The 14,348-nt window shown below is 65.2% G+C and carries 17 protein-coding genes; 13 read left to right on the plus strand and 4 right to left on the minus strand.

The window, feature by feature from the left end; translation table 11 throughout:
• The first annotated feature begins 156 nt into the window (after positions 1–156).
• The 9 genes from DTW89_RS16240 to sufT all read left to right on the plus strand — a co-directional run bounded on the left by DTW89_RS16240 (position 157) and on the right by sufT (position 8,142).
• Complete coding sequence (locus DTW89_RS16240; RefSeq protein WP_236637174.1) at positions 157–345, plus strand: cytochrome c; 189 nt, start codon at positions 157–159, stop codon at positions 343–345.
• A 153-nt stretch (positions 346–498) separates the two neighbouring features.
• Positions 499–1,176 carry an SCO family protein gene (locus DTW89_RS16245; protein WP_236637175.1) on the plus strand — a complete coding sequence of 226 codons (678 nt, stop codon included), beginning with the start codon at positions 499–501 and terminating at the stop codon, positions 1,174–1,176.
• On the plus strand, positions 1,173–1,853 hold the full coding sequence (locus DTW89_RS16250; RefSeq protein ID WP_236637176.1) for a hypothetical protein: 681 nt from the start codon (positions 1,173–1,175) through the stop codon (positions 1,851–1,853). Before DTW89_RS16245 ends, DTW89_RS16250 begins: the two co-directional genes overlap by 4 nt.
• 449 nt (positions 1,854–2,302) lie before the next feature.
• Positions 2,303–3,757 carry a Fe-S cluster assembly protein SufB gene (gene sufB, locus DTW89_RS16255; protein WP_024814098.1) on the plus strand — a complete coding sequence of 485 codons (1,455 nt, stop codon included), beginning with the start codon at positions 2,303–2,305 and terminating at the stop codon, positions 3,755–3,757.
• Positions 3,758–3,791: 34 nt separating this feature from the next.
• Positions 3,792–4,562: a Fe-S cluster assembly ATPase SufC gene (gene sufC, locus DTW89_RS16260; protein WP_114656693.1), complete on the plus strand. Its 771-nt coding sequence runs from the start codon at positions 3,792–3,794 to the stop codon at positions 4,560–4,562.
• Positions 4,563–4,564: 2 nt separating this feature from the next.
• Entirely contained in the window at positions 4,565–5,878 is a 1,314-nt protein-coding gene (locus DTW89_RS16265; RefSeq protein ID WP_114656694.1) for a SufD family Fe-S cluster assembly protein, read from the plus strand.
• Entirely contained in the window at positions 5,871–7,127 is a 1,257-nt protein-coding gene (locus DTW89_RS16270; RefSeq protein WP_114656695.1) for an aminotransferase class V-fold PLP-dependent enzyme, read from the plus strand. The genes DTW89_RS16265 and DTW89_RS16270 overlap by 8 nt, the downstream gene beginning before the upstream one ends.
• The gene (gene sufU, locus DTW89_RS16275; protein WP_114656696.1) at positions 7,124–7,597 is read left to right on the plus strand and encodes a Fe-S cluster assembly sulfur transfer protein SufU; all 474 of its coding nucleotides are present in this window, start codon (positions 7,124–7,126) and stop codon (positions 7,595–7,597) included. The genes DTW89_RS16270 and sufU overlap by 4 nt, the downstream gene beginning before the upstream one ends.
• Entirely contained in the window at positions 7,594–8,142 is a 549-nt protein-coding gene (gene sufT / locus DTW89_RS16280) for a putative Fe-S cluster assembly protein SufT (RefSeq protein ID WP_114656697.1), read from the plus strand. The genes sufU and sufT overlap by 4 nt, the downstream gene beginning before the upstream one ends.
• A gap of 119 nt (positions 8,143–8,261) precedes the next feature.
• Here the strand turns inward: sufT and fdxA are convergent, their stop codons facing one another.
• The 3 genes from fdxA to DTW89_RS16295 all read right to left on the minus strand — a co-directional run bounded on the left by fdxA (position 8,262) and on the right by DTW89_RS16295 (position 9,199).
• Complete coding sequence (gene fdxA, locus DTW89_RS16285; protein ID WP_114656698.1) at positions 8,262–8,585, minus strand: ferredoxin FdxA; 324 nt, start codon at positions 8,583–8,585, stop codon at positions 8,262–8,264.
• Positions 8,586–8,600: 15 nt separating this feature from the next.
• Complete coding sequence (locus tag DTW89_RS16290) at positions 8,601–8,897, minus strand: DUF2249 domain-containing protein (protein WP_114656699.1); 297 nt, start codon at positions 8,895–8,897, stop codon at positions 8,601–8,603.
• 65 nt (positions 8,898–8,962) lie between these two features.
• Positions 8,963–9,199, minus strand: a complete 237-nt coding sequence (locus DTW89_RS16295; protein ID WP_114656700.1) for a hypothetical protein — start codon at positions 9,197–9,199, stop codon at positions 8,963–8,965.
• Positions 9,200–9,322: 123 nt separating this feature from the next.
• Between DTW89_RS16295 and DTW89_RS16300 the strand changes: the two genes are divergently transcribed.
• Both DTW89_RS16300 and DTW89_RS16305 read left to right on the plus strand, forming a co-directional pair.
• Positions 9,323–9,826 (plus strand): RrF2 family transcriptional regulator, encoded by a 504-nt coding sequence (locus DTW89_RS16300; RefSeq protein WP_114656701.1) that lies wholly within the window; start codon positions 9,323–9,325, stop codon positions 9,824–9,826.
• A gap of 99 nt (positions 9,827–9,925) precedes the next feature.
• Positions 9,926–10,183 (plus strand): DUF2249 domain-containing protein, encoded by a 258-nt coding sequence (locus DTW89_RS16305; protein ID WP_114656702.1) that lies wholly within the window; start codon positions 9,926–9,928, stop codon positions 10,181–10,183.
• A gap of 505 nt (positions 10,184–10,688) precedes the next feature.
• Here DTW89_RS16305 and glmS read toward each other — a convergent pair.
• A complete protein-coding gene (gene glmS / locus DTW89_RS16310; protein WP_114656703.1) occupies positions 10,689–12,602 on the minus strand; it encodes a glutamine--fructose-6-phosphate transaminase (isomerizing) in 1,914 nt (637 codons plus the stop codon).
• Positions 12,603–12,734: 132 nt separating this feature from the next.
• Between glmS and DTW89_RS16315 the strand changes: the two genes are divergently transcribed.
• Positions 12,735–13,223 (plus strand): Lrp/AsnC family transcriptional regulator, encoded by a 489-nt coding sequence (locus tag DTW89_RS16315; RefSeq protein WP_114656704.1) that lies wholly within the window; start codon positions 12,735–12,737, stop codon positions 13,221–13,223.
• Positions 13,224–13,367: 144 nt separating this feature from the next.
• Positions 13,368–14,348 (plus strand): DnaJ C-terminal domain-containing protein (locus DTW89_RS16320; protein ID WP_114656705.1); only part of this gene is annotated, 981 nt, incomplete at its 3' end.

Raw genomic sequence — 14,348 nt, forward strand, 5'->3', positions numbered from 1 at the left:
GTTGAAACCCGCGAGCATCGCAAATGAGCTAAACGAAATTCAAATCGTGGACACCCATGAATCCTCTGAAACCCGCTTCAATACTGGCGTTGCCGCCCTTCAGCATCAAATAAGCCGGACACTACTGAGGTAGCTGGCATCACGTACAAAGGCGCGATGCCTGCCTTCCAGCAACTGGGCGATGCCGAACTGGCGGCACTGGCCAGCTACATCCGCGGCAACTGGTCGAACAAAGCGGGCGCAGTTCAGCCCAATCTATTCGAGCACGAACGCAAGGCCAGCAACCGCTCCGCTCCGTTTGAAGGCGGGGCCGCGCTCAAGGCCCTGGCTTCCAAGCCGGCCTGACGCTGCCGTGTACTGGCTGACGGTGTCCATGTTTCTGGACCGGCGCGCACCGCCGGTCATCGCTGTGCGCACAGCCTGCATGCCTCGGGCGCAGGGAGGCAAAGCCAAGCTCCACCGCGCGGCGAAATGCCATGCCGGGCGTAGGAGCCACACGTGACGGTGTTGCGGACAGCGCTGCTCAGCGTGGGGCTGGCAGTGGCGGGATATGCCTCTGTGTCATGGCTCACCCATGATTTCCAGGTGTGGACGGCCGAGGGCGCACGGCGGCTCGAAGTGGCGCTGCAGCCTGTTGCCATGCCGCCCGTGGTGGTCGATGGCCCGGGCATAGCTCCGCAGCTACTCACCCGTTGGCTGGCCGTGCCCGGTTACGTTACCGTGGTCGATTTCATCTACACGCGCTGTCAGACGGTCTGCCTTTCACTGGGTAGTACCTTTCAGCAACTGCAGAGCAGTCTTCAGCGCGATCGCGCCACGCAGGCAGTAGGCGCCCTCATCACAACCACAGAAAGCGCGGGCGGACGTGTGCGCCTGCTGTCGCTCAGTTTCGATGGGGGATACGACACCCCGGCCCGATTGCAGGCGTATGCCCAGAAATTGGAAGCCGACCCGGTCGTGTGGCAACTGGCACGGGTGCCCGACATCGCGCAGAACGCGCTTTTACTGCACCGCCTCGGGGTGGTGGTGGTGCCCGATGGGCGGGGTGACTACGAGCACAACGCGGCGCTGCTCGTGGTGGACGACCAGGGGCGGCTGGTGCGCATCTTCGACCAGGCCGAACAGCAGCTGGCGCTAGATTACGCGCGCGATCTGGCCCAACGGCAATTGCCATGACAACCCCCCGTATTGCCGCCTTCAAGAGCCATTGGGCGTTGATATCCACTAGGGCCCGTGCAGGCGCGGCCACGCTATGCCCGCCGCGGCGCCAGCGAGCGCTGGGGCTGTCCCTGCTGGCGATCCTGCTATTGCCGCCTGTGCGCCATGCCCTGGAGGCCAGCATGGCGCGGCATATGTTGGTGCAGTTTCCGCTGCTCCTGTGCGGCGGTGCCCTGCTGGTCGCCGGCCTGTCGTCCCGTACGCGTGCATTCGTTGACCGCTGGAATGCCCACGGCATTAGCGGCCTCGTGGGAGTGTCCCTGGCTCTGGCCGTACTCATGGTGCCACGGGTGCTTGACCTCGCGCTCATCGACCCCGTCATCGAAATCGCAAAATGCACGGCCCTCGTACTGGCGGGTGGGGCGCTGCGGCTGTCCTGGCGCCCGGCGGGGATGGTGGTGCAGGCATTTTTTCTGGGCAATGTGTTACCCATGACAGCCGTGGTTGGCCAGCTCTACATTGATTCACCCGTGCGGGTCTGCAACGCCTATTTGCTGGACGACCAAGCTTTGCTCGGCCAATGGCTGGTGCGCGCAGCTATCGTGCTGGCCGTGCTGTGGCTGATGCAGGTGGCGCGTGCCTTGACGCGTCAGGAAGTGCGGGTTGCTCCACCATCGGCTCCCGACACAGCCTAAGGCCCCTCGATGCAAGCCACCTCCACCAACCACATATGCTCCCCGTGTGAGCGCTCTATGCGCATGCGGGATACGCACTGACGGCGTTCATGACGGGTCTGGAAAGACCGGTTTCCTTTCCTAGTGGGGCTTTCAAATCCACCTTTCCTTGATCCACACCTGCAGTGTTGGATCAGAAATTTGTACTGTTTGAGAGGCTGGCCTGTAGGGCTCCATTTGTGCTTCTGCCTATCTGGATTCTTGGCAGGAAGCTGGCCCACTCGCTCTCCCTCCGAGGGCTGGCTGATTCCCAATGCCCCTTGCAGGCAGGCGGGCAACGCTTTTCAAGATTGTGAGAATTCTTAAAGATTCATATACTTTACTTCTTTAAAAGAGGGTTCAGTTTGAGCGACCCGAAGCTTCTTCAGCAGCGCATCGAATCTGCACCCTATCCCCGCAGGAGCCCCGCCATGACCACCGTTGAACAAGCACCGCCGCTGACCCAGGCGTTGCAGCAGTCCTACCGGCACGGGTTCGTCACCGACGTGGAGAGCGACTCGCTGCCACCGGGGCTGGACGCCGACACCGTGCGCGCCATCTCGCGCCGCAAGCGCGAGCCTGATTTCCTGTTGCAGTGGCGCTTGGCCGCCTTTGAGCGCTGGCAGTCCATGGCGCATCCGCACTGGGGCCAACTTCGCATCGAGCCGGTGGACTTCCAGGCCCTGAGCTACTACTCGGCACCCAGGTCGCAGAAAGACGGACCCAAGAGCCTGGCCGAGGTGGACCCCAAGCTGCTGGAGACTTACGAGAAGCTTGGCGTGCCGCTGCACGAGCGGGCGCGCCTGGCCGGGGTGGCAGTCGATGCTGTATTCGATTCGGTATCCGTCGGCACTACCTTCCGTGAGCAGCTGGCCGAAGTCGGCGTAATCTTCTGCTCGTTCTCGCATGCCGTGCAGCACCACCCGGCCCTGATCGAGCGTTACCTCGGCACGGTGGTGACGCCGGGCGACAACTTCTACGCGGCGTTGAATTCGGCGGTGTTCTCCGACGGCTCCTTTGTCTACATCCCAAAAGGTGTTCGTTGTCCGATGGAGCTATCGTCCTACTTCCGCATCAACGCAGCCAACACCGGCCAGTTCGAGCGCACGCTGATCATTGCCGAGGAAGGCAGCCACGTGAGCTACCTAGAAGGCTGCACGGCGCCGCAGCGCGACGAACACCAGTTGCACGCGGCGGTGGTCGAGCTGATCGCCCACGACGACGCCCACATCAAGTACTCGACGGTGCAGAACTGGTACCCCGGCGACGAACGCGGCAGGGGTGGCATCTACAACTTCGTCACCAAGCGAGGCCTGTGTGCGGGCCAGCGCTCGCACATCGCCTGGACGCAAATTGAGACCGGATCGGCCATCACCTGGAAGTACCCGAGCGTAGTTTTGCGCGGCGACGATTCGCGCGGCGAGTTCCATTCAATCGCGGTCAGCAACCACTTCCAGCAGGCCGACACCGGCACCAAGATGATCCATCTGGGCCGCAACACCAAGAGCCGCATCGTTTCCAAAGGCATCAGCGCCGGACACGCCCAGAACAGCTACCGCGGCCTGGTGCGCGTGGCCCCGACCGCGGCCGGTGCCCACAATCACACGCAGTGCGACTCGCTGCTCATCGGCCCCGACTGCGGTGCCCACACCTTCCCGTACATCGATGCCGCGCGCGACGACGCCCTGGTGGAACACGAAGCCACCACCACCCGTATTTCCGAAGAACGCCTGTTCTATTGCCAGCAGCGCGGCATCCACCCGCAGGACGCCACCGCCCTCATCGTTGGCGGTTTTTGCCAGTCGGTGCTCGACGAGCTTCCGATGGAGTTCGCGCTCGAAGCGAAGGCGCTGCTAGCTGTCTCGCTCGAAGGCGCTGTCGGCTGAGCCCACCCACCCGATTCCACAGAAAAGAGCCTCCATGACCCATGCCGAACCCCTGTTGCAGGTGCGCGATCTGCGCGTTGACGTTGGCGGTCGCCACGTGTTGAAGTCAATCTCGCTTGATGTCCCGGCCGGTGCGCTGGTGGTGCTCATGGGCGCCAACGGCAGCGGCAAGAGCACCCTGGGCCTGACGCTCGCCGGCCATCCGCGCTACAGCGTTGTCAGTGGCCAGGTCCGCTTTGGCGGGCAGGACCTGCTGGCCATGAGCCCTGAGGCGCGCGCGCGCGCCGGGCTGTTTGTCTCGTTCCAGGCGCCGCCCGAGATCCCCGGTGTGAAGAACAACCTGTTCATCCGGACGGCCCTCAACGCCGTGCGCGAAGCGCGCGGCGAAGCACCGCTCGATGCCTTTGATTTCCTCGACGACGCGCGGGCCGCAGCCACCCGGCTTGGGCTGCCCGAGGCGATGCTGGCGCGTCCCGTCAACGACGGTTTTTCTGGCGGGGAGCGCAAGCGCAACGAGCTGTTGCAGCTGGCCCTGCTGCGACCACGCCTGGCCATGCTCGATGAAATCGATTCGGGCATGGACGTGGACGGAACCCGCGCGGTGGTAGATCTGGTGCAATCGCTGCGCGCCCAGGGCACCGCTTTTGTGGTGGTCTCGCACTACCTGCAGTTGATCGAGTCGCTGGAGCCCGACGCGGTGATGCGGCTCGACCAGGGCTGCATCGCCGAGACCGGTGACCTGGCGCTCGCCCGGCAGATTTCACGGACCGGCTTTGTGCGCGCGGCCGACGCGCTGGAGGCCTGAGCATGGACCACGCACGCGCCGACATCCTGGCCGCCCGCCACCGGCTGCAAGATGCGGGCTGGATCCCGCGAGACGCCGAGGCGTTTCGCCATCTGCCGCCACCGCCGGCCGCTGTCTGGCTGGGCGAAGCGCCCGAAGCCGCGTCGACCGGCTGTGACGCCCGCCCGCTGAGCGGCGCAGGCTGGACGCTGCACCCGCTCGGTCAGACGCCGCAAGGCCGTGTGGACGCCCGCTGGCTCGATGCCACCGACCCGGCGCAGCGCAAGGAGCTGTTTGCCGGCCTGCCGTTGCCCTTTCATGCCGAAGGTGTGGCCGAAACTGGTGATACCACCCAGCAAGATGCCGCGCCGTTTGCCTGGGTGCACCACGCGCTGTGCCGTCACGGCCTGCGGCTGCGCGTTGGCGGTGAACACGACAGCGGTCACAGGGTCGCAGAGACGGTGTGGATACAGCTGCGGCACCAGCCACGCAGCGCGGTCGAAGCACCGACGCTGGTGATCGATGTGCAGGACGGCGTGCACTGCGTGCTGGTGGAAACCCACCACCGCCATCACCGTGAAGGGGTGGCCTGTGAGCAGCCGGTGGTGCAGAACTTGCACACCCACATCCGGCTCGGCGCGAGCGCCACCCTGCAGCACCTGCGCAGCGTACAGCCCGGCGCGGCCGACCGGGTCGCCCACCACCTGCACCTGCAGCTCGGGCCGGACGCGCGCTACGAACAAGGCCTGATCGCCACCGGCAGCCGTTACCACCTGCAACGCCAGGTAGTCGAGTTGGCGGGTGTCCGCGCAGAGGCCCGCAGCGTGGGCTTGCTGCTGGCGGCCGGTGCCGACCTTGAACAACAGGTGCGTATGCTGCACACCGGCGAGCGCACCCGCAGCCACGTCGAGGCGCTGGCGCTGGCCAGCGGCGCGGCGCGCGCGGTGGTCAACGCCTACACCCGCATCGCACCGGGCGCGGCCGACGCGGAGGTGCGGCAGCGGCTCACGGGCGTTCCCACCGGCGGCCAGCCCCGGCTGGTGTTGCGGCCGCACCTGGAGATCCACCACGACCAGGTGCAGGCGGCCCACGGCGCCACCTGGGGCGCCTTGCCCGAAGACGCGCTGTTCTACGCCCGCCAGCGCGGCCTGGACGAACGCAGCGCGCGCGGCCTGATCATCGAAGGCATGGCCAGCGCCTTGCTCGCGCGGGCCTTTGGTAATCCCCAGTTCATCGAGTCGCTCGACCTCGCGGGCCTGCTGCACCAAGCGGTGACCCATCACCTGAGCGATGACCCCACCGCCCCTACCACTCAGCAGGAGGCCGCCCATGGGTGACGCCCTTTGGACCGACCGCCTGGCGCTCGATACCGTACGCTCGCAGTTTCCGGTGCTCGCGCAGCGCATTCACGGTGCCGAGCTGGCTTACCTCGACAACGCGGCCACCACCCAGATGGCCCTGGCGGTGCAGGACGCGATGCGCGCCTTCGAGCAGCACGACCGGGCCAACATCCATCGCGGTGTGCACACGCTGAGCCAGCGCGCCACCGACGCCTTCGAGCGCGCCCGCAGCGATCTCAAGCGCTTTGTCGGCGCCGGACCCGATCACGAGCTGGTGTTCACCTTGGGCACCACCGACGCGCTGAACATGGTGGCCCATGGCCTCTCCACCGCCGGCCATCGGTCCGCCTGGCTGCAGGCCGGCGACGAGATCGTGGTCAGCGGCCTGGAACACCACGCCAACCTCGTGCCCTGGCAACAGGCGGCGCGGCGCACCGGTGCGGTGTTGCGCGTGTTGTTGCCCGATGCCCAGGGGCGGCTGCATGTGGCCGACCTGCGCCGCCTGCTCACCCCCCGCACCCGCGTGCTGGCGCTCACCGCCTGCGCCAACGCCACCGGCGAGCGCCCGCCCTACGAGGCCCTGTTCCAGCTCGCCTCCGACGCGGGCGCGCTGACCGTGCTCGACGCAGCCCAGGCCGTGGCCCACGGGGTGCCCGACCTGTCGGCGCTGGCCTGCGATTTCATTGCCTTTTCGGGCCACAAGATGTACGGGCCCATGGGCAGTGGCGTGCTGGTGGGCCGGCGTGCCGCGCTGGAACGGCTGGAGCCCTTGCGCTACGGCGGCGACATGGTGGCCTGGGTGAGCGCCACCGAGGCCAGCTTTGCCGAACTGCCGGCGCGGCTGGAAGGCGGTACGCCCAACGTCGCGGGTGCGATCGGCATGGCGGCTGCGGCGGGCTTCATCGAACAGATCGGGCGCGATCGCATCGACGTCCACCTGAGCGCGCTGCGCGAACACGCTGCCGCGGGGCTGGCCGCGCTGCCCGGCATCACGGTGCTGTCGGCCCACAGCCGCACATCGGCCATCGTCTCGTTTGTCGCCGATGGCGTGCACCCGCACGACATCGGCACCGTGCTGGACCAACTCGGCATCGCGGTGCGCACCGGTCACCACTGTGCCCAGCCGCTACTCGAACACCTGGGCCTGGGGCCTACCACGCGCGCTTCGTTTGCGCTCTACAACACGCACGCCGAGGTGGAGCGCCTGCTCGCCGGCGTTGCGCATGCCATAAAGGTGCTGCAATGATTTCAGAAACAGCCGCCGAAATCGACCTCTACCAAGACGTGGTGATGGATCACAAGCGCGCGCCGCGCCACTTCGGAACGCTGGCCGCACCAACACATCAAGCGCGCGGCCAGAACCCGCAATGTGGTGACGACCTGCGGGTGGCCCTGGTGGTCGACGATGGGCGGGTGAGCGACATCCGCTTTCACGGCCAGGGCTGCGCGATTTGCATCGCGTCCGCGTCCATGATGAGCGAGGCGGTGCTCGGGCAAGAGGTGGCGCTGGCGCAGGCGCTGCAGGGCCGGTTCCGCGCCGTGCTCACTGGCCAGATGGAGGCCGAAGAAGCGCACCTGGGCAAGCTGATCAGCCTGGCCGGTGTGAGCCGTTACCCAGGCCGCATCAAGTGCGCGCTGCTGGGCTGGCACGCGCTGATGCACGCCTTGGCCGCTGAGGCCGAGAGCGGCAGCAACGCGTCGGAGGCGACGCCATGAGTGCACGACGCGAACGGGTGATCGTCAGGCGCAATGTCGAGGTAGCCTGCGTGCCCGATGGAACTCCAGCCGAACTGCCGGCAGGCACGCTGGTGCAGATCACCCAGGCGCTCGGCGCGTCGTTCACCTTGCTGGTCGATGGCCAGCTGATGCGCCTGGCCGGTGCGGATGCCGACGCCATCGGCAAGCCGGTGCCGGTGGCTCCGGTGGTGGTGCAAGCGGAGGGGCCCGAAGGTGTGCGGGCGCAGGTCTGGCAGACGCTCAAGACCTGCTACGACCCGGAGATTCCGGTGGACATCGTTGAGCTCGGCCTGATCTATGCCTGTGACGTGCTGCCGATGGACGACAGCGACGATTTCAGGGTGTCGATCGAGATGACCCTGACGGCGCCCGGCTGCGGCATGGGGGACCTGCTGGTGGAAGAGATCCACGAGAAACTGCTGGCCTTGCCCCGTGTGGCGCAGGTGGATCTGGATTTCGTGTTCGATCCTCCCTGGGACCGCTCTAGGATGTCCGAGGCCGCGATGCTGTCGCTGGGCCTGTGAGACGGTGAAGCGGTGAGGAACGCTCGCGGCATCGCTATTTCCGTCCGTTCCTCATTTTTCGCCTTTACCCATGGCACCGGCCGCATGGGCCGCGTGCGCCGGGGTGAAGGTTTCTAGCGCTACCGTTTGAGCGCTCCGAGCTTGTCATGAACCTTGCTCCACGCGTCGGCATCTGGCAGCGCGGGCTTGGTCCGGGTGATCGGCTTCCACTGCCGGGCCAGTTCGGCGTTGAGCAGCGTGAAGTCGCGCTGGTCGCTGGGCACGTCTTCTTCGGCGTAGATCGCCGCGACCGGACATTCCGGGACACAGACCGCGCAGTCGATGCATTCGTTGGGGTCAATCACCAGAAAGTTCGGTCCTTCGCGAAACGCGTCGACCGGGCAGACGTCGACGCAGTCCGTGTATTTGCAGCTGATGCAGGCTTCAGTGACCACGAAGGTCATGGCAATGGCTCCCGGTCAGCCGCCGCAGGATCCGCAGCAGGAGTCCACTCCGTGCACGGGCTTGCTGCTGGCGGGTTTGGTGATCTCGACACGCCATTGCTCGGGGCCGTTTTCCAGCGCGGCCCAGTTGAACGCGCCATAGAGGCCGCTGTCGAACTGCCCGCGCAGCGGCAGAGGGTTGTGGTCGTTGATGAGTTCCATGGCCGCGCCGGGCGGTAGCGCCATGAAGGTGGTGAACACCAGCGAGTGACGTTCATGCGGAGCGATGGTGCGCAGGTCCACGGTGGGGGCGGGATTGGTAGTGGTGTTCATGAACGTGTCCTGAGTTGGGAGAAGAGGAATGGGTTGAAAAATCGGAACGGGAGGAAAGAAAGGATTCAGACGTCCTTGCCAATGAAAAGCGGCTTGTGCAACCGGGGGGTGTAGATAAAGAGGTAGATCGCAAACGCGACCGACCCAACCGTTGCCGCCGCCCAAAAGGGAGTCGCGAGCAGGGCAAACATCACAGCCACCAGGTCAAAGGGCCTGAATGCCAAACTCAGCAGCGACCTGCTCAGAGGCTGTGCCGCTGTGGTGCGTTCAGGTGGCGAGGCGTGCAAGGACAGGACGGACATGGTGTGGTGGGCGATGCAGGACTAATAGGTCACTGCAAAGTGCTTATAAGAAGCACTCGAAATGAATCTTATATCCAAACCATCTTTTAAAGAAATATACTAATTACCTCTTTAGGGGTATCCATGCGACTTGCCGAATACACCGACTACACCCTGCGCGTGCTGATGTATTGCGCTGCCCGCCCGCATCAGCTGGTGACAATCAGCGAGCTGGCCGAACACCATGGGGTATCCAGGAACCACCTGATGAAGATCGTCACGGACCTGGGCCGCCAGGGTGTGCTGGAAACCATCCGTGGCCGTGGCGGTGGACTGCGCCTTCAGAAGGACCCGAGCCAACTGCGCATCGGCGACGTGGTGCGTGCCTCGGAGACCGATTTCCGCCTGGTCGAATGCTTCGACCCCGTTTCCAACCAGTGCACGCTGTCTCCGACCTGCCGCTTAAAGGGCTTGTTCAACGCCGCCTTAGGCTCCTACTTCAGGGAACTCGACGGGATGACTCTGGCCGACATCGTAGGGCCCGTGTTGGTGCCGACAACGGGGCGTGCCACGTCGCCCGGGATTTCTCTGGTGACGGCGCCCAAAAGCCTTCGAAAACCCACGACCAAGGTAACGCCCAGCGTGTGAGCGCATTGCAAACAAGACCTGCCGCGCCAGCGGACCACCAATCCCCCACAACCTGACGCCTTGCGTTGGGCCCCTTCAACTTTGATCAAAGGAACCGTCATGTCACAACCTCACGCACACCTGTCACCCGACGCTATCTACCCGTTCGACGCCCGCGGCGTGGCTAAAAGATTCCGGCACGCCGCCATATTCGGCGCCCTGGACAGCCTCCAGCCGGGCGAGACCATGCGATTTGTCAACGACCACGACCCCTTACCGCTGTTGTCGCAGCTTGCGCAGCGCTACGGCGACCGTGTCGGCGTGGAATACCGACAGCGCGAACCAGGCGTGATCGTGATCGACTTCAGCGTGCATTGACCAGGCCTAACGATGTGGCTCTTCATGGGGCGTGCGGCACCGTGTAGAGCCATCGCGAGCTCGGGCTGGTGGTTTGTGAGCGCGCAACCGACACTTGATAGTCACTCGGTTGGACGCCATTATTGCCACGCGCTGAGGCGCATTCAGCCTGTCCCAACGACAGACCTTGTTGGGTCGGCAGTGCCTATTGGACACGTCATTCTGCGGCCCCTCGGCCGGCGCTTGGCCGCAGGCACCGTCACCACTGCTTCTATGAATGGGCACTGGACCGGCGCCATTGCAGCTGGCTGGATGACAGCTCTGTGAACTTGACCATGACCAGCGGGCGCGACCAGCAGCGACCGAGATCGACCCTGAGGAGTCCTCGGCCTCGTACAAAAGCAGTCTTTGGGACAGGGTCGAGCCACGGACCCGAGCCCTCCCATCCTCAGTTCACGCCGTCGGCCCTGGAGTGCGGGCCACATTCATCAGCCAGCACACAAACAACGCCCCAGGCGCGCGCCGGTCATTCGACCGTGACGCTCTTGGCCAGGTTGCGCGGCTTGTCCACATCGGTGCCACGAGCGCAGGCTGTGTGATAAGCCAGCAGCTGCAGCGGCACCACGTGCAGCAGTGGGCTGAGCTGGCCATAGTTTTCGGGCATGCGGATGACGTGAATGCCTTCGCTGCTTTCGATGCGGGTGTCGGCGTCGGCCAGCACATACAGCACCCCGCCGCGCGCGCGCACTTCCTGCATGTTGCTCTTGAGTTTTTCGAGCAACGCGTCGTTGGGCGCCACCGTCACCACGGGCATGCTGCTGGTCACCAGGGCCAGCGGGCCGTGCTTGAGTTCGCCAGCCGGGTAGGCCTCGGCGTGGATGTAGCTGATTTCCTTGAGCTTGAGCGCGCCTTCGAGCGCAATGGGGTAGTGCAAGCCCCGGCCCAGAAACAGTGCGTTTTCCATGCGGGCAAAGTCTTGTGCCCAGCTGATGACCTGCGGCTCCAGCGCCAGCACGGCTTGCAGCGCCACAGGCAGGTGGCGCATGGCTTTGATGTGAGCGGCTTCCTGCTCTGCCGTGAGACGCCCCCGGGACTGGGCCAGCGCCAGCGTCAGCAAAAACAGGCCGGCGAGCTGGGTGGTGAAGGCCTTGGTGCTGGCCACGCCGATCTCGACGCCCGCGCGCGTGACATAGGCCAGCTTGCATTCGCGCACCATGGCACTGGTGGCCACATTGCAGATGGTCAAGGTGTGCTGCATGCCCAAAGACTGGGCATGGCGCAACGCAGCCAGGGTGTCGGCCGTTTCGCCCGATTGGCTGATGGTGACCACCAAGCTGCGCGGGTTGGGCACGCTGGTGCGGTAGCGGTATTCGCTGGCCACTTCCACCTGGGTGGGGATGCCGGCGATTTCCTCGAGCCAGTATTTGGCCGCGCAGCCGCTGTAATAGCTGGTGCCGCAGGCCAGGATGAGCACGCTGTCGATCTCCTTGAACACGCGCCACGCGGCCGCGCCGGGCTCACCGTGCAGGCCTGCGCCGTCAAACAGCTCAGGCACGATGCCTTCCACGCCTTCGAGCGTGTCGGCAATGGCGCGCGGCTGCTCGAAGATTTCCTTTTGCATGTAGTGGCGATACGGCCCCAGCTCGGCCGCGCCGCTGTGGGCCAGCACGGTGCGCACAGGGCGCTGGGCCGGGGTGAGGCTTTCGCGCCCCTTGCCGACAATCCAGTAGCGGCCCAGTTGCAGATCCACCAGGTCACCCTCTTCCAGGTAAACGATCTGATCGGTCACGCCCGCCAGGGCCATGGCGTCGCTGGCCAGGAAGTGCTCGGAGCCGTCTTTGCCTACGCCCAGGATGAGCGGCGAGCCTGCGCGTGCGCCCACCACGCGGTGGGGTTCGTCCTTGTGGATGACGGCGATGGCGTAGGCGCCACGCAGTTCGGCCACAGTGGCACGCACCGCGTCGAAAAGATCGCCGTTGTAGTGACTGTCCACCAGGTGCGCAATGACTTCGGTGTCGGTCTGGCTGGCAAACACATAGCCGCGCGCCTGCAGTGCTGCGCGCAACTCTTCGTGGTTTTCGATGATGCCGTTGTGCACCACCGCCACGCGCCCGGGCGTGCCGGCAGGGGCATCTGCACCGGTGCCGTGACTGAAATGGGGATGTGCGTTGTGCACGGCCGGCGCGCCGTGCGTGGCCCAGCGGGTGTGCGCGATGCCGGTGGCGCCTTCAAGGTGGTCGGTCTGCACCTGCTCCAGCAACTCGGCCACACGGGCCGTGCTGCGCGCGCGCTGCAGCCCCGCAGGCGACGATGCATTCAGGCTGGCCGCATGCACCGCCACGCCACAAGAGTCATAGCCGCGGTACTCCAGCCGCTGCAGGCCCTGGACAAGGATGGGAACGATGTTGCGCGATGAAACTGCGCCGACGATGCCGCACATAGGAAAGCTCCTGTGAATATGCTGCGATGGTATGGTGTGCAATATTTAATTTTCAATCAATATTCGATGCTATGTGATTGAATATTTCACTAATTCATAGAAGCGACTGAAAATTTCATAAACTCGCAATTTATGGAATTAACAACACTCGATGCCATCGACCTGCAGCTGCTCGACCTGCTGCAGCGCGATGCCGCGCAAAGCAACCAGGCGCTGGCGCAACGGGTGCATGTGTCTGCGCCCACATGTCTGCGGCGCATCAAGCGCCTGCACACCGACGGCCTGATCGAGCGCCAGGTGGCCCTGCTGCAGCCCGACCGGTTGGCGGCGCTGCAGGGCCACGGGCTGTCGGCCATTGTGGAAGTGACGCTGGACCGCCAGGGCGCCGAATGGCTGGACGGCTTTGAGGCCCGTGCCGTGGCCGAAGACTGCGTGCAGCAGTGCTGGCGCGTGTCGCCGGGTCCGGATTTCATGCTGGTGGTGCACACCCGCGACATGCCAGGCTATCTGGCACTGTCGCAGCGCCTGTTTACCGACGACGCCAATGTGCGCAACGTGAAAGCCTTTTTTGCCACCCGTCGGGCAAAATTTGAAACAAAAATGCCACTAGCCCTTGCGTAGCAAGCTGCAATAGCTATGTTTTTCATAGCGTTTTAATCCATCCATCCGCGCTCCGTACGGGCCGGGTTGCCGTGGCGGCAGGCTGCGGCATACAGTCAGCCCCAACAGCTGCCCCGCGCTGCCCCACCGCGAAGGAAACGCCACATGGAATTCAAGGACTACTACCAGGTGCTGGGTGTCAGCAAAACGGCCACCGCCGATGACATCAAGAAGGCCTACCGCAAGCTGGCGCGCAAATACCACCCCGACGTGAGCAAGGAAGCCGATGCCATGGCGCGCATGGTCGAGATCAACGAGGCCAACGCCGTGCTCTCCGACCCCGAAAAGCGCGAGGCTTACGACGCCCTGGGCCACCAGGCACCACACCGCCCGGGGCAGGACTTTCGCCCCCCGCCCAACTGGGACGCGGGCTTCGAGTTCTCCGACGGGGCCGGCGCAGCCGGTGGAACCGACGGCGAATTCAGCGACTTTTTTGAGCAACTGTTTGGCCGCCAGGCGCGCGCGCAGCGCGCGCACCGCGCTACGGGCCAGCACCGCCAGGCGCCACCGGATGCCGAGTGGGGTGGCACACCGCCGCCCACGCGCGGCATCGACCACCACGCCAAGATAGAGCTTGATCTGCTGGACGCCTACCAGGGCGCCGAGCGCACCCTGGCACTGCGCGGTGCCCGGCTGGACGATGCGGGGCATATGGTGCACGAACAACGCAGCCTGCAGGTCAAGATCCCCAAGGGCGTGCGCGAAGGCCAGCTCATCCGCCTGTCGGGTCAGGGCAGCCCGGGCACGGGCGGCGCCCCTGCGGGTGACTTGTTCCTGGAGGTGCAATTCAAGCCCGACGCCCGCTGGCGCGCCATCGACCGCGATGTGTACCAACCCGTGGCCGTGGCCCCGTGGGAGGCCGAACTGGGCGCCGTCGTCGAGGTGCAGACCCCGGCAGGCGCCTTGGAGGTGACCGTGCCTGCGCACTGGAAAACCGCACGCAAGCTGCGCCTGAAGGGCCGGGGCATTCCGGCCGCCACGCCCGGGGATCTGTATCTGGAACTGACGGTTGCCCTGCCCCCGGCCCACACCGATGCCGAACGCGCTGCCTACACCGCGCTGGCCCATGCCTTCCCCCGCTTCAAC

Source organism: Acidovorax sp. BoFeN1 (genome assembly GCF_003345135.1).
Classification (GTDB): Bacteria; Pseudomonadota; Gammaproteobacteria; order Burkholderiales; family Burkholderiaceae_C; genus Acidovorax; species Acidovorax defluvii.